21 protein-coding genes and 2 tRNA genes are annotated in these 19,694 nt (G+C 68.1%); 5 read left to right on the plus strand and 18 right to left on the minus strand.

Features of this window, described 5'->3' with window-relative positions; genetic code table 11:
• Window positions 1-4: 4 nt before the first annotated feature.
• Genes arsB through G8346_RS13640 form a run of 3 tightly spaced genes read right to left on the minus strand, consistent with a single transcriptional unit; the run spans window position 5 to window position 1,938 of the window.
• The gene (arsB, locus tag G8346_RS13630; RefSeq protein WP_166052246.1) at window positions 5-1,129 is read right to left on the minus strand and encodes an ACR3 family arsenite efflux transporter; all 1,125 of its coding nucleotides are present in this window, start codon (window positions 1,127-1,129) and stop codon (window positions 5-7) included.
• Between the two features lie 27 nt (window positions 1,130-1,156).
• Complete coding sequence (locus tag G8346_RS13635; protein ID WP_166052248.1) at window positions 1,157-1,591, minus strand: arsenate reductase ArsC; 435 nt, start codon at window positions 1,589-1,591, stop codon at window positions 1,157-1,159.
• A complete protein-coding gene (locus G8346_RS13640) occupies window positions 1,573-1,938 on the minus strand; it encodes a helix-turn-helix transcriptional regulator (RefSeq protein WP_166052251.1) in 366 nt (121 codons plus the stop codon). The genes G8346_RS13635 and G8346_RS13640 overlap by 19 nt, the downstream gene beginning before the upstream one ends.
• Window positions 1,939-2,038: 100 nt before the next feature.
• Between G8346_RS13640 and arfB the strand changes: the two genes are divergently transcribed.
• Window positions 2,039-2,560 carry an alternative ribosome rescue aminoacyl-tRNA hydrolase ArfB gene (gene arfB, locus G8346_RS13645; RefSeq protein ID WP_370520658.1) on the plus strand — a complete coding sequence of 174 codons (522 nt, stop codon included), beginning with the start codon at window positions 2,039-2,041 and terminating at the stop codon, window positions 2,558-2,560.
• Between the two features lie 25 nt (window positions 2,561-2,585).
• On the opposite strand, the gene G8346_RS13650 is transcribed toward arfB, so the two are convergent.
• Both G8346_RS13650 and G8346_RS13655 read right to left on the minus strand, forming a co-directional pair.
• Entirely contained in the window at window positions 2,586-3,104 is a 519-nt protein-coding gene (locus G8346_RS13650; RefSeq protein ID WP_166052253.1) for a type 1 glutamine amidotransferase domain-containing protein, read from the minus strand.
• 116 nt (window positions 3,105-3,220) lie between these two features.
• Window positions 3,221-3,826 (minus strand): hemolysin III family protein, encoded by a 606-nt coding sequence (locus G8346_RS13655; protein ID WP_240901514.1) that lies wholly within the window; start codon window positions 3,824-3,826, stop codon window positions 3,221-3,223.
• 368 nt (window positions 3,827-4,194) lie between these two features.
• Here G8346_RS13655 and G8346_RS13660 point away from each other — a divergent pair, with 368 nt between their 5' ends.
• Together G8346_RS13660 and G8346_RS13665 are read left to right on the plus strand one after the other, a co-directional pair.
• Complete coding sequence (locus tag G8346_RS13660) at window positions 4,195-4,392, plus strand: CsbD family protein (RefSeq protein ID WP_166052257.1); 198 nt, start codon at window positions 4,195-4,197, stop codon at window positions 4,390-4,392.
• 12 nt (window positions 4,393-4,404) lie between these two features.
• Window positions 4,405-4,578, plus strand: coding sequence for a YqaE/Pmp3 family membrane protein (locus G8346_RS13665; RefSeq protein ID WP_166052259.1), 174 nt, complete (start codon window positions 4,405-4,407; stop codon window positions 4,576-4,578).
• Window positions 4,579-4,743: 165 nt separating this feature from the next.
• Here G8346_RS13665 and G8346_RS13670 read toward each other — a convergent pair.
• From G8346_RS13670 to G8346_RS13710, 9 genes are all read right to left on the minus strand, one after another.
• Window positions 4,744-4,820 (minus strand) — tRNA-Arg (locus tag G8346_RS13670).
• Between the two features lie 20 nt (window positions 4,821-4,840).
• Window positions 4,841-4,933: transfer RNA gene (locus G8346_RS13675), tRNA-Ser, on the minus strand.
• Window positions 4,934-5,018: 85 nt separating this feature from the next.
• A complete protein-coding gene (csrA, locus tag G8346_RS13680) occupies window positions 5,019-5,237 on the minus strand; it encodes a carbon storage regulator CsrA (protein WP_166052261.1) in 219 nt (72 codons plus the stop codon).
• A gap of 143 nt (window positions 5,238-5,380) precedes the next feature.
• Entirely contained in the window at window positions 5,381-6,622 is a 1,242-nt protein-coding gene (locus G8346_RS13685) for an aspartate kinase (protein WP_166052263.1), read from the minus strand.
• Between the two features lie 32 nt (window positions 6,623-6,654).
• On the minus strand, window positions 6,655-9,258 hold the full coding sequence (gene alaS / locus G8346_RS13690) for an alanine--tRNA ligase (protein ID WP_166052265.1): 2,604 nt from the start codon (window positions 9,256-9,258) through the stop codon (window positions 6,655-6,657).
• 104 nt (window positions 9,259-9,362) lie between these two features.
• Entirely contained in the window at window positions 9,363-9,905 is a 543-nt protein-coding gene (locus G8346_RS13695; protein ID WP_166052267.1) for a regulatory protein RecX, read from the minus strand.
• A complete protein-coding gene (recA, locus tag G8346_RS13700; RefSeq protein ID WP_166052269.1) occupies window positions 9,883-10,920 on the minus strand; it encodes a recombinase RecA in 1,038 nt (345 codons plus the stop codon). Before recA ends, G8346_RS13695 begins: the two co-directional genes overlap by 23 nt.
• 529 nt (window positions 10,921-11,449) lie before the next feature.
• Window positions 11,450-11,962: an RNA 2',3'-cyclic phosphodiesterase gene (thpR, locus tag G8346_RS13705; protein WP_166052271.1), complete on the minus strand. Its 513-nt coding sequence runs from the start codon at window positions 11,960-11,962 to the stop codon at window positions 11,450-11,452.
• Between the two features lie 34 nt (window positions 11,963-11,996).
• Entirely contained in the window at window positions 11,997-12,494 is a 498-nt protein-coding gene (locus G8346_RS13710; RefSeq protein ID WP_166052273.1) for a CinA family protein, read from the minus strand.
• Between the two features lie 106 nt (window positions 12,495-12,600).
• On the opposite strand from G8346_RS13710, the gene mutS reads away from it, so the two are divergent.
• Both mutS and G8346_RS13720 read left to right on the plus strand, forming a co-directional pair.
• Window positions 12,601-15,204: a DNA mismatch repair protein MutS gene (gene mutS / locus G8346_RS13715; RefSeq protein WP_166052275.1), complete on the plus strand. Its 2,604-nt coding sequence runs from the start codon at window positions 12,601-12,603 to the stop codon at window positions 15,202-15,204.
• Entirely contained in the window at window positions 15,201-16,283 is a 1,083-nt protein-coding gene (locus tag G8346_RS13720) for a hemolysin family protein (RefSeq protein WP_166052277.1), read from the plus strand. The genes mutS and G8346_RS13720 overlap by 4 nt, the downstream gene beginning before the upstream one ends.
• On the opposite strand, the gene nudB is transcribed toward G8346_RS13720, so the two are convergent.
• From nudB to G8346_RS13740, 4 genes are all read right to left on the minus strand, one after another.
• Window positions 16,280-16,726: a dihydroneopterin triphosphate diphosphatase gene (gene nudB, locus G8346_RS13725; protein WP_166052279.1), complete on the minus strand. Its 447-nt coding sequence runs from the start codon at window positions 16,724-16,726 to the stop codon at window positions 16,280-16,282. The two genes, G8346_RS13720 and nudB, sit on opposite strands and share 4 nt — an antisense overlap.
• Before the next feature lie 34 nt (window positions 16,727-16,760).
• Window positions 16,761-18,533, minus strand: a complete 1,773-nt coding sequence (gene aspS, locus G8346_RS13730; protein WP_166052281.1) for an aspartate--tRNA ligase — start codon at window positions 18,531-18,533, stop codon at window positions 16,761-16,763.
• A gap of 66 nt (window positions 18,534-18,599) precedes the next feature.
• Complete coding sequence (locus G8346_RS13735) at window positions 18,600-19,253, minus strand: DUF502 domain-containing protein (RefSeq protein ID WP_166052282.1); 654 nt, start codon at window positions 19,251-19,253, stop codon at window positions 18,600-18,602.
• Window positions 19,246-19,620 carry an FmdB family zinc ribbon protein gene (locus G8346_RS13740; RefSeq protein ID WP_166052284.1) on the minus strand — a complete coding sequence of 125 codons (375 nt, stop codon included), beginning with the start codon at window positions 19,618-19,620 and terminating at the stop codon, window positions 19,246-19,248. Before G8346_RS13740 ends, G8346_RS13735 begins: the two co-directional genes overlap by 8 nt.
• Window positions 19,621-19,694 lie beyond the last annotated feature (74 nt).

Below are 19,694 nucleotides of genomic sequence, written 5' to 3' on the forward strand. Positions count from 1 at the left end.
GCGTTCAGGGCACCCGCGCAGGCGCGGCCGCCTGGGCCGCGACTTCCGCCGGGAAGAATCGGCGGCGGAAATACAGGCTCACGTGCACCAGGCCGATGAGCACCGGCACCTCGACCAGCGGGCCGACCACGGTGGCGAACGCGATCGGCGAAGTGATGCCGAAGATGCCGATGGCGACCGCGATGGCCAGCTCGAAGTTGTTGCCCGAGGCGGTGAAGGCCAGCGTCGCCGAGCGCGCGTAGTCGGCGCCGACCTTCCACGCCATGAAGAAGCTCACCAGGAACATGATGGCGAAGTAGGCGCTCAGCGGGATGGCGATCCACAGCACGTCGAGCGGCTGGTTGATGATGCGCTCGCCCTGCATGGAAAACATCACCACGATGGTGAACAGCAGCGCGCCGAGCGTGATGGGCGAGATGCGCGGGATGAACACGGTGTCGTACCACGCGTGTCCTTTCATCGGCACGAGGATCACGCGGCTGAGGATGCCCGCGGCGAAAGGGATCCCCAGGTAGATCATCACGCTCTTAAAGATCTCGCCAATGCTCACCTCGACCACCATGCCTTCCAGCCCGAACAGCGGCGGCAGCACCGTGATGAACACCCAGGCGTAAAAGCCGAAGGTGACGATCTGGAAAATGCTGTTCAGCGCCACCAGCCCGGCGGCGTATTCCGTGCTGCCCTTGGCCAGCAGGTTCCACACCAGCACCATGGCGATGCAGCGGGCGATCCCCACGAGGATCAGACCGACCATGTACAGGCCCCAGCGGTCGTCGGGGCCGAACACGGCCGGGGCGATGAAGCCGAAGAACACCACGGCGAGCACGAACATCAGGATCGGGCCGACAATCCAGTTCTGCACCAGCGACAGGCCGATGATCTTCCAGTCGGAGAACACCTTCGGCAGCAGCTCGTATTTCACCTTCGCCAGCGGCGGATACATCATCAGTATCAGGCCTACGGCGATCAGCAGGTTGGTGTGCTCACCCACCGTGAGGGCCTCGTTGAAGCGCGCGATCCCGGCCGGGAACAGGTAGCCGAAGGCGACGCCGAGACCCATGGCGACGAAGATCCACACCGTCAGGTAGCGGTCGAGGAAGGAGAGTTTCTTGCTGAGGGCCTGTTCCATGGGTGGCTGGTCTCTATCGGGCCGCGTTCAGGCCACGGCCTGCGGCAGGGTTTCCACGAAGGCGCGGATCTCGTCGCGCACGCGGCGGTAATGCGCCAGCGCCTTCTCCGGGTCGGTCTCACCACGCGCCAGCTTGGGCGGGTCGTCGAAGCCGACATGGACGACGCGCGCCTGGCCCGGGAACACCGGACAGGTCTCGTGTGCGTGCCCGCACACCGTCACCACCACGTCGAACGGCACGCCATCGAGCTCTCCCAGCGTCTTGCTGTGGTGGCCGGAGATGTCGACACCGGCCTCGGCCATGACCTTCACGGCATTGGGGTTCAGCCCGTGCTTCTCGATGCCGGCGGAGTAAGCGTCGATCTGCGCGCCCTTGAGATGCCGCGCCCAGCCCTCGGCCATCTGGCTGCGGCAGGAATTCCCGGTGCACAGGAAAAGCAGTTTCAGTTTCGGGTGTAGCATGCAGTCCATTCCTCGGGCCCGGTGGCGCGAACCGACGCCAGCCGGGCGGTGTCCGCGAGTACCTGTTCGTCGTCCGCCAGGGCGCGGATCACCCAGCGGATCGCCTCGCGCACCACCGGGGAAGCGGTGCGCCCGGCGAGGCGGTAGTAGTGCCAGCGCCCGTCCTTGCGTCGGCCCACCAGGCCCGCGACGCGCAGCAGCTCGACATGCTTGGAGACGGTGGACGGCGCCAGGCCCAGCAGCTCGATGAGCTGGCACAGGCAAAGCTCGCCCGACTGCAGGCTCATGAGGATGCGCAGACGGCTCTCGTTATCGAGCGCCCGGGCGATGGCGGTGAGCTGGTGCATTCGGCTGGGGCTGCAATTCGTCAATTCGTGATGTGACGAAGTATGAGCCCGGCCCGGGGATTGTTCAAGCATCGCGACGGGGCAATCGCTGCGGCCCTTGGTGAGCCGCAAGCTTCGTCACCGGCAGGGCCTTGGTCTATCCTTGCGCGCAGGAGGATTGATCGCAGTGCCTACCACATCGAAACCCGGCGCCGGCGGCCTTGATCCGGCGCGATCGCGCTACCTGCCGCCGGAGAACGAACTCGCCGAAAAGTTCATCCTGACGGGCGGTCCCGGCGGCCAGCACGTCAATCGCACCGAGTCCGGCGTGCAACTGAGCTTCGACGCGGCTTCGTCGCCGTTTCTCACCGAACCGGTGCGGGCGCGGCTGCTGAAACTCGCCGGCAGTCGCGCCGACTCCGCCGGCGTGATCATGATCGAGGCGCGACGCTTTCGCAGCCAGCATCGCAATCGCGAGGACGCGCGCGCGCGGCTCGCGGCGCTCATCGAGCGCGCGCACCATGAACCGCGCAAGCGGATTCCCACCCAGCCGACCCGGGCGTCGCGTGAGAAGCGACTTGAGGACAAGCGCCGGCGTGGGGAGGCGAAGCAGCGGCGCGGCGGACCGAACCTGGTTGACTGAAACTGCTCGACGGCCAGTGAGAAACTCAGGCCTCCAGGGCCTTGATCAACGCCTTGCAGAACTCCGGCAGGTCGCCGGGAACCCGGCTGCTGATGAGGTTGCCGTCGACTACGACTGTTTCGTCGACCCAGTCCCCACCCGCATTGACCATGTCGTCGCGGATCGAGGAAACCGAAGTCACCTTGCGGCCACGAATGATGTCGGCCGATACCGCCATCCAGCCTGCGTGACAGATCCATGCCACAGGCTTGTTCGCCTCGGCGAGCGTGCGCACGAGGCGCACCATGCTCTCGTGCCCGCGCATCTTGTCCGGCGCCATGCCGCCGGGAATGACCACGGCGTCAAGATCCGCTGGATCGACGTCCGCAGCATCGGCGTCACATTCGGCCGTATAGCCTTTCTTGCTGTGGTAGGCGTCCTTGCCTGCGCCTAAGACGCTGACCCTGGCGCCCGCCTCCATGAGACGCAGCCTCGGGTAGTGCAATTCCAGTTCCTGGTAATCGTCCTCAGCGAGGATGGCGACATGCTTGTCCTTGATGCTCACTTGGAGCCTCCTTTCGATAGTTGGCCCCACCAAGGATAGTCACTGCAGGCGCGGCCTGCTGCGAACCGCCACCCGACTGCAGGCGCACTCGACAACGCGCCCCACGCGTTCATCAGTCAGGCGGCGTGCAGGAGCACCGCAAAGTAGTGGCAAGTGGTGCCCACCATGACGAAGCCGTGCCAGACCAGGTGTCCGAAGCGCAGGCGCGAGTCCAGCGCGAAGAAAATCACGCCCACGGTGTAGGCCAGCCCGCCTGCCACGAGCAACAGCAGCGCCGGCGTCCCCAGCCCGGCCATCAAGGGCTGCGCCGCCAGGACGATGAGCCACCCCATCAGCAAGTAAAGACTGGTGGAAAGGACCGGGTGGGAGGCCTTGTTGGAGGCCTTGAGCGCCACGCCGATCGCCGCAAAGGACCAGACGGCGACCAGGAGCGTCCAGCCCCAGGGCCCACGCAGGACCCCGAGCATGAATGGGGTGTAGGTACCCGCAATCAGCAGGTAGATCGCCGAGTGCTCCACAACCCGGAAAACGCGCTTGGCCTTGCCATTCTGCAAGCCGTGGTAAACGGCGGAGGAAAAATACAGGACGACCACACTCACCGAGAAGACGATGGCGCCGAGAGTATCCAGCAGGTCCCCATGGCGTGCCGTGGTCCCGAGCAGGAACGGGATGCCCACCAGCGCAGCCACGAGCCCGACACCATGACTGAGAGTGTTGGCCAATTCCTCCGCGCGCGTCTGCTCGCGGCTCGGAAAGTGGAACCATCGCGACCCTGCGCCAGTGCCTGGCTGCGGCCGTCCTGCCACCTGAGCATCCAATTCTTTCCCCTTCGCGGCGTTTTCCTGCCATGCGCCACAGTGTGAGCGCGCATGTCCGCCTGCTTATGAATATGCCAACCAGGCCATGCCCGGTCTGTGCGACATCGAACCGAGGACAGAAGCCCGCCGGGGCCGGCGGCGATGGCAATGAGCGGTACCGTACAGATCTCGCTGCAACCGGCGTCTAACCTTGTAGCCAAGGTGAGTGGAAACCTGGCGTTACCTTCCTACACTGATTCCCATTGATCACCAACGCTCGACGGGAGATCGCCATGAACAAGGACCAGGTCAAAGGCCGCGTCAAGAAAGCGACCGGCAAGATCAAGGAAGTCGCCGGCAAGACGGTCGGCAACAAGGATCTGGAGGCTCGCGGCAAGGGCGAGCAGGCCGAAGGCAAGATCCAGACAGGCTACGGGGACGTCAAAGACGACCTCAGTGACCTCAAGAAAGACTTAAAGAAAGGCATCTGAACGGGAGCCGTCATGGCAGTCACCGCAAGCGATCCGATCAAGATAATTTTCGCCGTCCTGTTGCCGCCCGTCGGCGTGTTCCTGGAGGTCGGCTTCACGGGCCACTTCTGGCTGAACCTCCTGCTCACCCTGCTGGGATACATCCCGGGCATCATTCACGCCCTGTACGTCATCCTCAAGCATTGACGAGGTTCCTGGCGCCCGAGGAAATGGGGCGACATCGCTGCGCGATGCGCGGCCGGGCGGCCGGCCTGGAGATCGAACTCGCTATTGCTTGTCGGGAGTTCGACTCTCTCCCGAAGCATCGGCCAAACGAAAAAGGGTCCCGATGGGACCCTTTTTTCATTTGACTGGCGCGCCCGGAGAGATTCGAACTCCCGACCTTCTGGTTCGTAGCCAGACACTCTATCCAACTGAGCTACGGGCGCGTCTTTTGAAAACTAAATCGTGGCGGAGAGGGAGGGATTCGAACCCTCGAAGGGGGTTTAAGCCCCTTACTCCCTTAGCAGGGGAGCGCTTTCGACCACTCAGCCACCTCTCCAGCGATCCGGCCGGAGCCATGCTCCCGCCGAAAGGCGAAGCATGATACCGGTGGGTGTGGGGCAGGTAAAGGGCCGCCCGGCCGATCAGGGCTCGTCGGCTCCGCCGCCGGGCTCAGTGCCGGGCTCGCCGCCCGGTTCCTGCTCCTTGCGGATGCGGTCGTAGATCTCGAGGCGGTGCACGGACACGTCACGGGGCGCGTTGACACCCAGGCGTACCTGGTTGCCCTTGACCCCGAGCACGGTCACCTGGACATCGTCTCCGATGACCACCGTCTCGCCAACGCGTCTGGTCAAAATCAACATTTATAATATTTCTCGGCGCGCTGAGGTGGAAAACAGTCGCTAATAGTAGTCAATTCGCTGGAAGTCGCCAGCAGGCTCAAACTTAGCCCCTGAAAAACCGGCACTTTTTCCCAAATAAGGCTCAGCTGGCAGAGACTGTTGGCCTATTTGACCGTTTCTGTGGCTGGCGGTTCCTGTTCCAGCCCGAAGGCCTCGTGCAAACTGCGCACGGCGAGCTCGAGGTACTTCTCCTCGATGAGCACCGAGATCTTGATCTCGGAGGTCGAGACCATGCGGACGTTTACGCCCTCGCGCGCCAGCGTCTCGAACATGGTCGTGGCGACGCCGGCATGGCTGCGCATCCCGACCCCGACGACGGAGATCTTGGCCACGCTGGCGCTGCCGAGCACGTCGCCGGCGCCGATCTCGACCGCGGCGGTGCGCGCCAGCTCCATGGCCTGCTCGTACTCCTCGCGCGGCACGCTGAAACTGAAGTCGACGATCCCGGCACGCGGCGCGTTCATGACGATCATGTCCACCACGATGTGGGATTCGGACACGTTCTTCAGCACCGCGTAGCCGTTGCCGGGGCGGTCGGGCACGCCGGTGATGGTGACCTGGGCCTCGTTGCGCGAGAACGCGATGCCGGATACGACGGGTGCTTCCACGTCTGGCTCCTCGTAACTGATCAGGGTGCCTTCGCCCTCGCCGCTGTTGTGCAGCACGCGCACGGGCACGTTGTACTTGCCGGCGAACTGGACCGAGCGGATCTGCAGCACGCGCGATCCGAGGCTGGCCAGCTCGAGCATTTCCTCGAAAGTGACGCGCGACAGGCGACGCGCCTGCGGCACCATGCGCGGGTCGGTGGTGTAGACGCCGTCCACGTCGGTGAGGATCAGGCATTCGTCGGCGTTGAGCGCGGCGGCGAGCGCCACGCCGGTGGTGTCCGAGCCGCCGCGGCCCAGGGTGGTGACCTCGCCGAGGCTGTCGATGCCCTGGAAGCCGGCCACCACTGGAATGATGCCGGCCTTCAGCTCGGCCTCGAGGCGCTCGGTCTCGACTTTCTCGATGCGCGCCTTGGCGTGCACCGAGTCGGTGAGGATGCGCACCTGGTGGCCGAGCCAGGAGCGCGCGGGGAAACCGAGTTCCCTGAGCGCCATGGCCATCAGCGCCACGGACACCTGCTCGCCCGAGGACAGCAGCATGTCCAGTTCGCGCGGGTTGGGCCGACCCGAGATGGCCATCGCCCTGGCCAGCAGCTCGTCCGTGGTGTCGCCCATGGCCGACAGCACCACGGCCACCTCGTGGCCTTCGCGCCGCTTGCGCGCGATGACGCCTGCCGCAGCGCGGATGTGGTCCACGGTGGCGACGGAGCTGCCGCCGAACTTCATGATGTAGCGCGCCACGGCGATACCGTTCCTGTCCGGTCCCCGGACTGTTACTGCAGGCGCTCGCGGGCGAAGCCGCGGGCCTGCGCCAGCGCCTCGTCCAGCCGCGTTGCCTCGGCGCCGCCGGCCTGCGCCAGGTCGGGCCGGCCGCCGCCCTTGCCGCCCACCAGCGTCGCGGCGGCGTTGACCAGGTCCACGGCGCTGATGCGCTCCGCCAGGTCCTTGGTCACGCCCGCCACCAGGCGCACCTTGTCGCCGTCCGCGGCGCCGAGCAGCACCACACCCGTGCCCAGCTTCTGCTTGAAGCGGTCCACGGCGTCGCGCAGCACCTTGGGATCGCTGCCGTCGAGGCGCGCGATGTAGATGCGCGCGTTGCCGACGGTCTCGGCCTGCGCCAGCGGGTCCTCGCCGCCGCCGCCGGTGGCGAGCTTCGTCTGCAGCTGCTTCAGCTCCTTTTCCAGCTGGCGCGAGCGCTCGAGCAGGTGGCGCACCTTCTCCCCGGCTTCGTCCCAGCCGCCCTTGAGCAGGGTCGCGACCTGCTGCAGGGTCTCCTCGTGGCGCCCGATCCAGTCCAGCGCGCCGCGCCCGGTCACCGCCTCGATGCGCCGCACGCCCGAGGCGATGCCGCTCTCGGCCACTACCTTGAACAGGCCGATGTCGCCGGCGCGCCGCACATGGGTGCCGCCGCACAGCTCCATGGAGAAATCGCCGAGCCTGAGCACGCGCACGCGGTCGTCGTACTTCTCGCCGAACAGTGCCAGCGCGCCGCCGGCCACCGCGTCCTCGTAGGGCAGCACCTTGATCTCGGCCTTGGCGTTGGCGCGGATCTCGGCGTTCACCAGGGCCTCGATCTCGGCCAGCTGCGCGCGGCTCACCGGCTCGTAGTGCGAGAAATCGAAGCGCAGCCGGTCGGGCGCGACCAGCGAGCCCTTCTGCTGCACATGCTCGCCGAGCACCTTGCGCAAGGCAGCGTGCAACAGGTGCGTGGCGGAATGGTTCAGCACGGTCGCCTGGCGCGTGGCGCGATCGACCTCGGCGCGCACGGATTCGCCGCCCTCGACGCGGCCGCGCCGCATCACGCCGTGATGCGCATGGGCCTTGCCCCACTTGCGCGTGTCCCGGACCTCGAACTCGCCGGCCGCGGCGCGGATCATGCCGACATCGCCCACCTGGCCGCCGGACTCGGCATAGAACGGCGTCTCGTCGAGCACGATCACACCCTCGTCGCCTTCGCCCAGCGCGTCCACCTGGCCCACGCCTTCCTTGAACAGCCCGAGCACCACGCCCGAGGCGGCCAGCGCGTCGTAGCCGACGAACGTCGATTCCAGCCCGGTGTCGGTCTTCGGCCCGTAGTCGGCGTCGAAGCGGCTCGAGGCGCGGGCGCGCTCACGTTGCGCGTCCATGGCCTGCTCGAAGCCGGCCTGGTCGACGCTGAGCCCGCGCTCGCGCGCGATGTCGGCGGTCAGATCGACCGGGAAGCCGTAGGTATCGTAGAGGCGGAACGCGGTTTCGCCCGGGATGACCTTGCCGTCGAGCCCGGCGATGGCCGAGTCCAGCAGGCGCATGCCCTGGTCCAGCGTCTCGGCAAAGCGCTCCTCCTCCTGGTGCAGCACTTTTTCCACGTGCTTGCGGGATTTCACCAGCTCGGGATAGGCGTCGCCCATCTGCTCTTCCAGCGTCTCCACCAGGCGCCAGAAGAACGGTTCCTCGATGCCCAGCTGGTAGCCGTGGCGGATGGCGCGGCGGATGATGCGCCGGAGCACGTAGCCGCGGCCCTCGTTCGACGGCAGCACGCCATCGACGATGAGGAAGGCGCAGGCCCGGATGTGGTCGGCGATGACGCGCAGCGAGGCGTTGTCCGTGTCCGCGACGCCCGCCAGCTCGGCGGCGCGCTTCAGGAGCGCCTGGAACAGGTCGATGTCGTAGTTCGAGTGCACGCCCTGCAGCACTGCGGCAAGCCGCTCCAGCCCCATGCCGGTGTCCACCGAGGGTCGCGGCAGCGGCGCCATGGCGCCATCCGCGGAGCGGTTGAACTGCATGAACACCAGGTTCCAGATCTCGACGTAGCGGTCGCCGTCCTCGTCGGGCGAGCCGGGCGGGCCGCCGGCCACTTCGGGGCCGTGGTCGTAGAAGATCTCGGAGCAGGGACCGCAGGGACCGGTATCGCCCATGGCCCAGAAGTTCGAGTCAGCGCCCAGGCGGCTGAAGCGCTCCGGACTGACGCCGATCTGCTTCAGCCAGATGTCCGCCGCCTCGTCGTCGTCCTCGAACACCGTGACCCAGAGCTTCTCCGCGGGGATGCCGAGCACGCCGGTGACATAGTCCCAGGCATAGCGGATGGCGTCTTCCTTGAAGTAGTCGCCGAAGCTGAAGTTGCCCAGCATCTCGAAGAAGGTGTGGTGACGCGCGGTGTAGCCGACGTTCTCGAGGTCGTTGTGCTTGCCGCCGGCGCGCACGCAGCGCTGCGAGGAGCAGGCACGCTTGTAAGGCCGTTTGTCGTGACCGAGGAACACGTCCTTGAACTGCACCATGCCGGCGTTGGTGAACAGCAGGGTCGGGTCGTTGCCCGGCACGAGCGGGCTCGACGGCACGATCTCGTGGCCGCGCTGGGCGAAGAAATCGAGGAAACTCTGGCGAATTTCGGCACTTTTCATGGCATTCAGGCCGCCGGCGCGGCGGCAGGGTCAAAGGTTAGCGGGCCATTGTGCGTCACAGCAGGGCTGGGGCCAAGTGGGTGCGGTCGATGTCCGGCGGCCGCTCAGTCGCCGAGCGCTTCCCGGATCTGGTCGCCGCTGAAGCCCCGGTACTCGAGGAAGCGCGCCTGGCGGGCACGTTCCTTCCACTCGGCAGGCGCGTCCGCGCCGAAGCGGCGCACGCGCGTCTCGCGCGCCAGGGCATACCAGTCCACCCCGGCCGCCTCCAGCGCGGTATCGATGTCCTCGTCCGGAATACCCTGCTGCGAGAGATCGCGGCGGATCCGCACCGGCCCCTGTCCGCGCGAGATGCGGCTGTTCACCAGGGATTCGGCATAGCGCTCGTCGGACTGCAGGCGTCGCGCCTGCAGGCCTTGCAGCACCTGGTCCACCAGCTCCGGGGGCACACCGCGCGCGTGCAGCTTGCGCGCCAGCTCCTTGCGGCTGTGCTCGCGCCGCGCCAGGAGCCGTACGGCCGCCACCTCGACGGTGGCGGCCGTCCACTCGTCGGCCCCGGCCTCGGCCCCACGCTCGGCCTCGGCCTCGTCCCCCTCGAAGTCCTCGTCGAGGAGGCCGAGGGGGTCCTCAGCCTGCCGTTTCTTCCGCATCGGCCTCCTGCGCGGCGCCCGCCTTCTTCGGCAGCAGGATGTCGCGCAGCTGCCGCTCGATGTCGGCGGCGATCTCCGGGTTGTCGACCAGGAACTGGCGCACGTTGTCCTTGCCCTGCCCGATCCGGTCGCCCTTGTAGCTGTACCAGGAGCCGGATTTCTCGACGATGTTGTGCGCCACGCCGAGGTCGATGATCTCGCCCTCGCGGCTGATGCCCGTGCCGTAGAGAATCTCGAACTCAGCCTGGCGGAAGGGCGGCGCCACCTTGTTCTTCACCACCTTCACGCGCGTCTGGTTGCCGATCACCTCGTCGCCCTTCTTCAGCGCGCCGATGCGACGGATATCGAGCCGCACCGAGGAGTAGAACTTCAGCGCGTTGCCGCCGGTGGTGGTCTCCGGGCTGCCGAACATCACGCCGATCTTCATGCGGATCTGGTTGATGAAGATCACCATGGCGTTGGTGCGCTTGATGGTGCCGGTGAGCTTGCGCAGCGCCTGCGACATGAGGCGCGCCTGCAGGCCGACGTGGGAATCACCCATCTCGCCCTCGATCTCGGCCTTCGGCGTCAGCGCCGCCACCGAGTCGACCACGATCACGTCCACGGCGCCCGAGCGCACCAGCATGTCGGTGATCTCAAGCGCCTGCTCGCCGGTGTCCGGCTGGGAAACCAGCAGGTCATCCAGGTTCACACCCAGCTTCTCGGCGTAAGTCGGGTCGAGCGCATGCTCGGCGTCGACGAAGGCCGCCGTGCCGCCCGCCTTCTGCGCCTCGGCGATGACCTGCAGCGTCAGGGTGGTCTTGCCCGACGACTCCGGGCCGTAGATCTCGACCACGCGCCCGCGCGGCAGGCCGCCGATGCCAAGTGCGACGTCGAGACCGAGCGAACCCGTGGACACGACGGGCACATCGCGCACGATGGCCGAGTCGCCCATGCGCATCACGGAGCCCTTGCCAAACTGTTTCTCGATCTGGCCGAGTGCGGCGGCCAGGGCCTTCTTGCGGTTGTCGTCCATCGGTATTCGTTCGCTCTCGGGAGGTGGCGTGGAGTGGGGACCGATTATTTCACATCCAGCCCCGGGCGGCAGCGCCGATATCCGGGCGCAGCGGCGAGTTTCGCGCCGGGACCCGGCGTTCTGAAAACCTGACCGCGGGGCCGGACCGTGCAAGGCGCCCTTCGCTCGGGAAGTCTTATCTCGCTCAGTGCGCCTTGCACGGTCCGGCCCCGCTGCCGGGTTGCAGGGGTTGGGTTCCGGTTGCGCACCGGAGCTCCGCAACGGGTGCCGACCCGTCCGCGCGCCGCCCGGCGGGATGGCGGCGGTTCCGGTGGCTCGGTGACGCTCAGCCCGGCCGGCGCCGATCAGACGGGGTCAGCGGGGTGTGAGAGTGCAGGCGTTGGCACGGAGATCGGGTGCGCCGCCGCCTGCCGGCGCCTGCACCCCAGCAGCGCGGCCGGGACGTCACAGGCCCATCGAGCGAGATAAAGCTTTCCGAGCGAGAGGGGCCTGTGACGGCGCGGCTGCGCGGCCAGGAGATGCGCGGCGGTCAGCCCGGAGACCAGACGACGCGGTAAACGGGGCCCGCCGGCAAGGTCTCCGAGCAGGCGAGCACGAAACTGCTGACCGGCCACTCGACCGGCGCGATCTCGCCCTCGAAATCGCAGGCCCGGCAGCCGCGCAGCACCGTCAGGTGCGGCCGGAACGGCCGCGGGTCGGGCTTGAAGCCCAGCGGCTCCAGCGCCGCGCGCAGGTTGTCGGCGAGCCGCGTGGCGGCGGCGGGCGGGCTGCTGCAGCCCAGCCACGCCACCTGGGGACCGCGCCAGTGGCCGTGGCGGTCGATGCGCAGGGTGAAGGGCTCGACGGCGACCTGCCCGGCGGCTTCATGGAACTCGTCCAGGCGCTGCTCCGGCACCCTGCCGAGAAAGGCGAGGGTGAGGTGGTAGTTGCGCTTGGGCACGCGCCGGCCGCGGCAGGCCTCGAGCAGGGGACGCGCGGAGGCGGACAGGGCATCGCGAACCTCCGGGGCGGGCCACAGCGCGTAGAACAACCGCAGCTTCACCCCATCCTCAATTCAGTCAACTCAGTCAACTCAGTCAACTCATCATGACCCCGGCCAGCGCGCGGCCGACGGCCTGGCGGCGGATGCCCTCGCGGTCGCCCTGGTAGTGCTCCAGGCGGGTCTTGACCTTGATCTCCTCGCCGTCGCGCCGCGCCCAGGCGAACCACACCGTGCCGACCGGCTTTTCCGGCGTGCCGCCCGCCGGCCCGGCGATGCCGCTCACGGCGACGGCCCGGTTCGCGCCCGTGCGTTCGATGGCGCCGCGGGCCATGGCTTCGACCACGGCCTGGCTGACGGCGCCGTCCTTCTCGATCACCGCGGCGGGCACGCCGAGCAGTGTAGTTTTTGCTTCATCGGCGTAGCTGGCGATACCGCCGATGAACCACTCGGAGCTGCCGGGCACGTCCGTCATGGCCTTGGCGATCCACCCCGCGGTGCAGGACTCGGCGGTGGCGAGGCGCTCGTCGCGCGCCGCGAGCCAGACGCCGACTTCGCGGGCAAGCTTTATGAGGCGTTCGTCGTCGGGGATCATGCCGGCCCTCCTCCTCCCCCTAGCACCAAGACTGCCGCCAAGACTGCCACCATCGCGACGCCGGAAAAAGAGGTGCTAGCATGCGCGGGCTGGCAACGGAAACTCCATGAGCACCCCCGATCACTCACAACACACGCCCATGATGCGCCAGTTCCTGCGCATCAAGGCCGAGTACCCGGACATCCTCCTGTTCTACCGCATGGGGGATTTCTACGAGCTCTTCTACGACGACGCGCGGCGCGCGGCGAAGCTCATCGACATCACCCTCACCACGCGCGGGCAGAGCGCGGGCCAGCCGATTCCGATGGCCGGGGTGCCGGTGCACAGCGTGGAGGGTTACCTGGCGAAGCTGCTGCGCCAGGGCGAGTCGGTGGCGATCTGCGAGCAGATCGGCGATCCGGCCACGAGCAAGGGCCCGGTGGAGCGCCAGGTGGTGCGCGTGGTCACGCCCGGCACCGTGACCGACGAGGGCCTGCTGGACGAGCGCAACGAGGTGCTGCTGGCCTGCGTGCACGTCGGCGCGGCCGGCATCGGGCTGGCGTGGCTGGACCTCGCGGGCGGGCGTTTCCGCGTGGCGCGCCTGGACGGCGCCGAGGCGCTGGCGGCGGAGCTGGAGCGGCTGCAGCCGGCGGAGCTCTTGGTGGACGAGGACGCGCGCCTGCCGGCGGTGGTGCGCGAGCGCGCCGGGGTGAAGACGCGGCCGCCCTGGCATTTCGACCTCGACACCGCGACACGATTGCTGTGCAAGCAATTCGGCGTCAGCGACCTGGCCGGGTTCGGTTGCGCCGAGCTGCCTGAGGCGGTGCAGGCGGCGGGCTGCCTGCTGCAGTACGTGCTCGACACCCAGCGCAGCGCCCTGCCCCACCTGCGCGGCCTCGGCACGGAAACACGCGACGAGGCGCTCGTCATGGACGCGGCCACGCGCCGCAACCTGGAGCTGGACCGCAGCCTGACGGGGCGCCACGAGCACACCCTGCTCGGCGTCATGGACGAGACCGCGACGCCCATGGGCGGGCGGCTGCTGCGGCGCTGGCTCAACCGCCCGCTGCGCGACCGCGCCGTGCTGGAAGGCCGGCACGAAGCGGTGGAACGACTGTTGCTGGAGGGCGACGTCGAGGGCCTGCGCGAAGCGTTGCGCGGCATCCCCGACCTCGAGCGCATCCTCGCTCGCGTAGCGCTGCGCTCGGCCCGCCCGCGCGACCTGGCCGGCTTGCGCGACGGGCTGGGGCGACTGCCGGCATTGCGCGCCCTGCTCGCCGGCGTTGCGGCGCCGCGGCTGGGGGCGCTGGCCGACGAATGCGGCGAACACGACGACACCTTCGGCCTGCTGGTGCGCGCCGTCGTCGAGCAGCCGCCGATGCTGGTGCGCGACGGCGGCGTCATCGCGCCGGGCTGGGACGCGGAGCTGGACGAGCTGCGCGCGCTGTCCACCCAGGCGGACGGTTTCCTCGAGGCGCTGGAGGCGCGCGAGCGCGAGCGCACCGGGCTGCCCTCGCTCAAGGTCGGCTACAACCGCGTGCACGGCTATTACATCGAGATCAGCCGCACCCAGGCGAAGAACGCACCGGCGGACTACAGCCGCCGCCAGACGCTGAAGGGCGCCGAGCGCTTCATCACGCCGGAGCTGAAGGAATTCGAGGACAAGGTGCTGTCCGCGCGCGAACGCGCGCTGGCGCGCGAGAAGGCCCTGTACGACGACCTGGTGGAAGCGCTGGTGGCACAGCTCGGCCCGCTGCAGCTCATGGCTGCGGCCGTGGCGGAGATCGACGTGCTGGCGAACCTGGCGGAGCGGGCCGCAGCGCTGAACCTGAGCCGCCCGCGCCTGGTGGCCCAGCCGCGCCTCGCCATCAGCGGCGGGCGCCACCTGGTCGTGGAAAGGGTCTCCGACCAGCCTTTCATCCCGAACGACCTGGCGCTGGATGCCGGCCGGCGCATGCTGGTGATCACCGGCCCGAACATGGGCGGCAAGTCGACCTACATGCGCCAGGCGGCGCTGATCGTGATCCTCGCCCATGCCGGCAGCTTCGTGCCGGCGGAATCTGCCGAGCTCGGGCCCGTGGACCGCATCTTCACCCGCATCGGGGCCTCGGACGACCTCGCCGGCGGCCGCTCGACCTTCATGGTGGAGATGACCGAGGCGGCGAACATCCTCAACAACGCCACCGCGCACAGCCTGGTGCTGATGGACGAGATCGGGCGCGGCACCAGCACCTTCGACGGCCTGTCGCTGGCCTGGGCCTGCGCGCATTTCATCGGCGAGCAGCTCGGCGCCTTCACGCTGTTCGCCACGCATTACTTCGAGCTCACCGCGCTGGCGAAAGAACTGCCCGCCTGCGCCAACGTGCACCTGGACGCCACCGAGCACGAGGGCAAGCTGGTGTTCCTGCACAGCGTGCGCGACGGCCCGGCGAACCAGAGCTACGGGCTGCAGGTGGCGGCGCTGGCCGGCGTGCCGCCGCAGGTCATCCGGCGCGCGCGCGGCTACCTGCGCGAGCTGGAGCAGGGTCGTATCGCCGTACCGGGGCCGCAACCGGAGCTGCCGCTGTTCGAGGCGCCGGCACGCACGGCGTCCGATCCGGCGCTGGAGCGCTTGCACAGCATCGACCCGGACAGCCTCACGCCACGCGCCGCGCTGGAACTGATTTACGAACTCAAGGCGCTGGTGGCTGAACACACCGGCGCCAAGCCCACGGGGAAACCTCGCTCATGACGCTACTCATCGTCTTCTTCCTGTTTGCCATCCTGGTCTCCTTCGCGTGCTCGATCTGGGAGTCGGTGCTGTTGTCCGTGACCCCGAGCTACGTCAATCGCGCCAACCAGGAAGGCTCGCGCACCGGCAAGCTGTTGAACGAGTTCAAGCAGGACATCGACCGGCCGCTGGCGGCCATCCTGACGCTGAACACCTTCGCGCACACCATCGGCGCCATCGGCGTGGGGGCCCAGGCGAGCCGGTTGTGGGGTGCGGGCGGTTTCGAGCTCGGCGGCGTGATGATCGACTACGAGGCGGTCGTCGCGGCCGTCACCACGCTCGGCATCCTGGTGCTCTCGGAGATCATCCCCAAGACCCTCGGCGCCAATTACTGGCAGCAGCTCGCGCCGTTCGCGGTGCGCGCGATCAAGGTCCTCATCATTGTGCTCTACCCGCTGGTGTGGATGAGCCAGGTCATCACGCAGTTCATGAAGAAAGACAAGGAACACCCGGTGTTCAGCCGCGCCGAGTTCCTTGCCATGACCGAGATGGGCCGGACGGAGGGACAGCTGGACGAGCAGGAGGCCGAGGTCATCCGCAACCTGCTCAACCTCAACCAGCTCAGGGTGCACGACGTGATGACGCCGCGCCCGGTGGTGGTCGCGGGCGACCGCGAACAGACCGTGGCGGAGTTCCTGGAAGAAAACCCGGAGCTCGTTTTTTCGCGCATCCCCGTGTTCGACGACGAGATCGACACCGTCACCGGGGTGGTCTTCAAGGACGACCTGCTGGCGGCGATGGCCGCCGGCGAGGGGGATCGCGTGCTCGCCGAAATGGAACGCCAGGCGTTGTTCATACCGGAGACGCTGACCCTGACCAAGGTGTTGCCACAGCTGCTCGACAACCGCCAGCAGCTCGCCGTCGCGGTCGACGAGTACGGCGTCACGGCCGGGGTGATCACCGTCGAGGACGTACTCGAGACGTTGCTCGGGCTGGAGATCATGGACGAGAAGGACTCCGTCGCCGACCTGCAGCGTCTGGCGCGCGAGCGCTGGAAAGAGCGCCACGAGCGCCTCGGCATCCCCACGGCGAAAAGCTAACCGGCGCGGATTTTTTCGCTCGCGATCCGTTGCAGCGCCGCCCGGTTGCTCCAGGAGCTGGCGCGCGACAGGGCCTCGTCCAGGGGCAGCCAGGCGAATGCGCGGTGTTCCGCGGCATCGAGTCGGATCGGGGCCGGTTCAGGAAGCTCGAGCGCGAAGGCGTGCTCCAGGTTCTCGCTGACGCCCGGGGCGAACTTGTGGCGCCACGCCGGCGCAATGGTGAAGCGGTGGTTCATCTCCAGGTCCGCCAGCCCGTCAGCGTCGAGGCCGGTCTCCTCGGCCAGCTCGCGCACCGCGGCCTCGCCCGGGCTCTCGCCCGGCTCCAGGCTGCCGGTCACGGACTGCCACCAGCCCGCCGGTTCATGCCGTTCCAGCAACAGGAAATCGCCGGCCCTCGTGTAGACCACGACCAGCACCGACTCCGGCTGCTTGAAGCGCGTCATGTCCTCGCCCACGGCCGGTGGGACGGCGCGCCCGCTACTCGGCGGCGGGCTTGCGCACCCGGATCGACAGCTCGCGCAGCTGGGCGTCCGGCACCTCGCTCGGCGCGTCGGTGAGCGGGCAGCTGGCGGTCTGCGTCTTGGGGAAGGCGATGACCTCGCGGATACTGGAGGCGCCGGCCATGAGCATCACCATGCGGTCGATGCCGAAGGCGATGCCACCGTGCGGCGGACAGCCGAACTTGAGCGCATCCAGCAGGAAGCCGAACTTGGCACGCGCCTCCTCTTCCTCGATGCCGAGCAGCTGGAACACCGCCTGCTGCATGGCGCGGTCGTGGATACGCACCGAGCCGCCGCCGATCTCGGAGCCGTTCAGCACCATGTCGTAGGCGCGCGACAGGGCGTTGCCCGGGTCGGCCGCCAGCGCGGCATAGTCGTCCACCGCGGGCGCGGTGAAGGGGTGGTGCAGGGCGAACCAGCGCTTCTCGCCCTCGTCCCACTCGAACATCGGGAAGTCGACCACCCACAGCGGCCGCCAGCCGGCGGCGAGCAGGCCGAGGTCCATGCCGAGCTTGTCGCGCAGGGCGCCGAGCGCATCGTTCACGACCTTCGCCTTGTCGGCGCCGAAGAACACCAGGTCGCCGGTCTCGGCGCCGGTGCGGGACATGATCCCGGCCACGGCCTCGTCGGGCAGGAACTTGAGGATGGGCGACTGCAGGCCTTCGCGGCCGGCTGCGGCGTCGTTGACCTTGATGTAGGCCAGGCCGCGGGCACCGTAGCGGCCGACGAACGCGGTGTACTCGTCGATCTCCTTGCGCGTCAGGCTGCCGCCGCCGGGCACGCGCAGCGCCGCGACGCGGCCCTTCGGGTCGGCCGCCGGGCCGGCAAAGACCTTGAATTCCACGCTGGCGACGAGGTCGGCGACCTCCACCAGCTCGAGCGGGTTGCGCAGGTCCGGGCGATCCGTGCCGAAACGCTCCACGGCCTCGGCCCAGCGCATGCGCGGGAAGGGATCGGGCAGCTCGACGTCCAGCACCTCGCGGAACAGCTCGCGCACCATCTGTTCCATCAGCCCGGTGATGCCGTCCTCGTCCATGAACGAGGTCTCGACGTCGAGCTGGGTGAACTCTGGCTGGCGGTCGGCGCGCAGGTCCTCGTCGCGGAAGCAGCGCGCGATCTGGTAGTAGCGGTCCAGCCCGGACATCATCAAGAGCTGCTTGAACAGCTGCGGCGACTGCGGCAGGGCGTAGAACTTGCCGGGGAAGTTGCGCGCCGGCACCAGGTAATCGCGCGCGCCCTCCGGCGTGGCCTTGGTCAGCACCGGGGTCTCGACATCGACGAAACCGTTGCCGTCGAGGAAACGGCGCAGCGCGCTGGTGACGCGGTGGCGCAGGCGCAGGTTGCGCAGCATTTCCGGGCGACGCAGGTCGAGGTAGCGGTAGCGCAGCCGGAGGTCCTCGCCCGCCGCCTCGTCGTGGTGGAAGGGCGGGGTCTCGCTGCGGTTCAGCACTTCGAGCTGGCGCGCCACCAGCTCCACCTGGCCGGTGGCCAGGCCCGGGTTGGCGGTGCCCTCGGGACGGCTGCGCACCTCGCCCGTCACCCGCAGCACGAACTCCGAGCGCAGGCTTTCCGCCAGCGCGAACATGGCCGCGTCGTCGGGGTTGAACACCACCTGCAGCAGGCCCTCGCGGTCGCGCAGGTCGACGAAAATCACGCCGCCGTGGTCGCGCCGGCGGTGCACCCAGCCGACCACCGTGGCCGACTGGCCGATCAGGGCTTCGTTGACCTCGCCGCAGTAGTGGGTACGCATCGAAATTCTTCCTTGGAGGGCTGCGATGCCGGCGCGCATGGCGTGACCGGCGAAGGGCCGGGGATGTTACTGGGGCGCCTCAGGCCGCGCAAGGCTGGCCCGGGCCGCTTCCGGGCTGGTCCAGCGCGGCACGGCCACGCCCAGGGAGATGATGAAGCGCAAGCCTTCGTCGACCTTCATGTCCAGCGGCACGAGCTCGTCGCGCGGCACGAACAGCAGGAAGCCGGAGGTGGGGTTGGGCGTGGTCGGCAGGAACACGCAAATGACCTTTTCCGTGGTGCGGTGCTGCACCTCGCCTTCGAGCTCGGAGGTCTGGAAGCACATGCTCCACACCCCCTTGCGCGGATGCTCGACCAGGAACACGCGCTTGAAGGCGGTGCTGTGGTCCGCGAACAGGGTTTCGGCGACCTGCTTGGCGCTGGAATAGATGCCCCGCACCAGCGGGATGCGCGCCACGATGCGGTCGCCGATCTCCACCAGGCGGCGCCCGGCGAAGTTGGCCGCGAACAGGCCCGTGGCGACCAGGATGCCGAGCGCCAGCAGCAGGCCGAGACCCGGGATCGTGAAGCCCAGCAGGTTCTCGGGGCGTACCGGCTCGGGCAACAGCAGCAGGATCTGATCGACGAAGCGGATCAGGAAGCGCACGACCAGGAAGGTCACCACCAGCGGGATCCACAGGATCAGCCCGGTGACCAGGTATTTGCGCAGCGTCTTAAGCAACGCTGTCGGCCTTGCCGCTCGCGGGCTTGCTGTCGGCGGGCTTGGCGGCAGGCTTGTCGCCGCCTTTCTCGGCGGACTTGCCCGGGGCCTTGTCGGCGGCCTTGTCGGCGGACTTGTCGCCTGCCTTGACGCCAGGATCTGCTGCCTTGCTGTCGGACTCCGCGAGGTTGCGCTTCTTGTCGCCCTTGCCCTTGAAGTCGGTCTCGTACCAGCCGCTGCCCTTGAGCCGGAAGCGCGGCGCCGAAAGCTGCCGCTTCAGCTGAGGTTCGCCGCAGGTGGGGCAATGCACCAGGGGCTCGTCGGAGATCTTCTGCAGCGCGTCCAGGCTGTGGCCGCAAGCGCCGCACAGGTACTCGTAGATCGGCATGTAAGGCACTTCCTCTGCGATGGTGACCTAGTATCGCTGATGGGGGTCTGACCCCCCAAATGCGCATTAACGAT

Origin of the sequence: Thioalkalivibrio sp. XN279 (assembly GCF_011089885.1) — a bacterium.
Lineage (GTDB): Bacteria > Pseudomonadota > Gammaproteobacteria > Steroidobacterales > XN24 > XN24.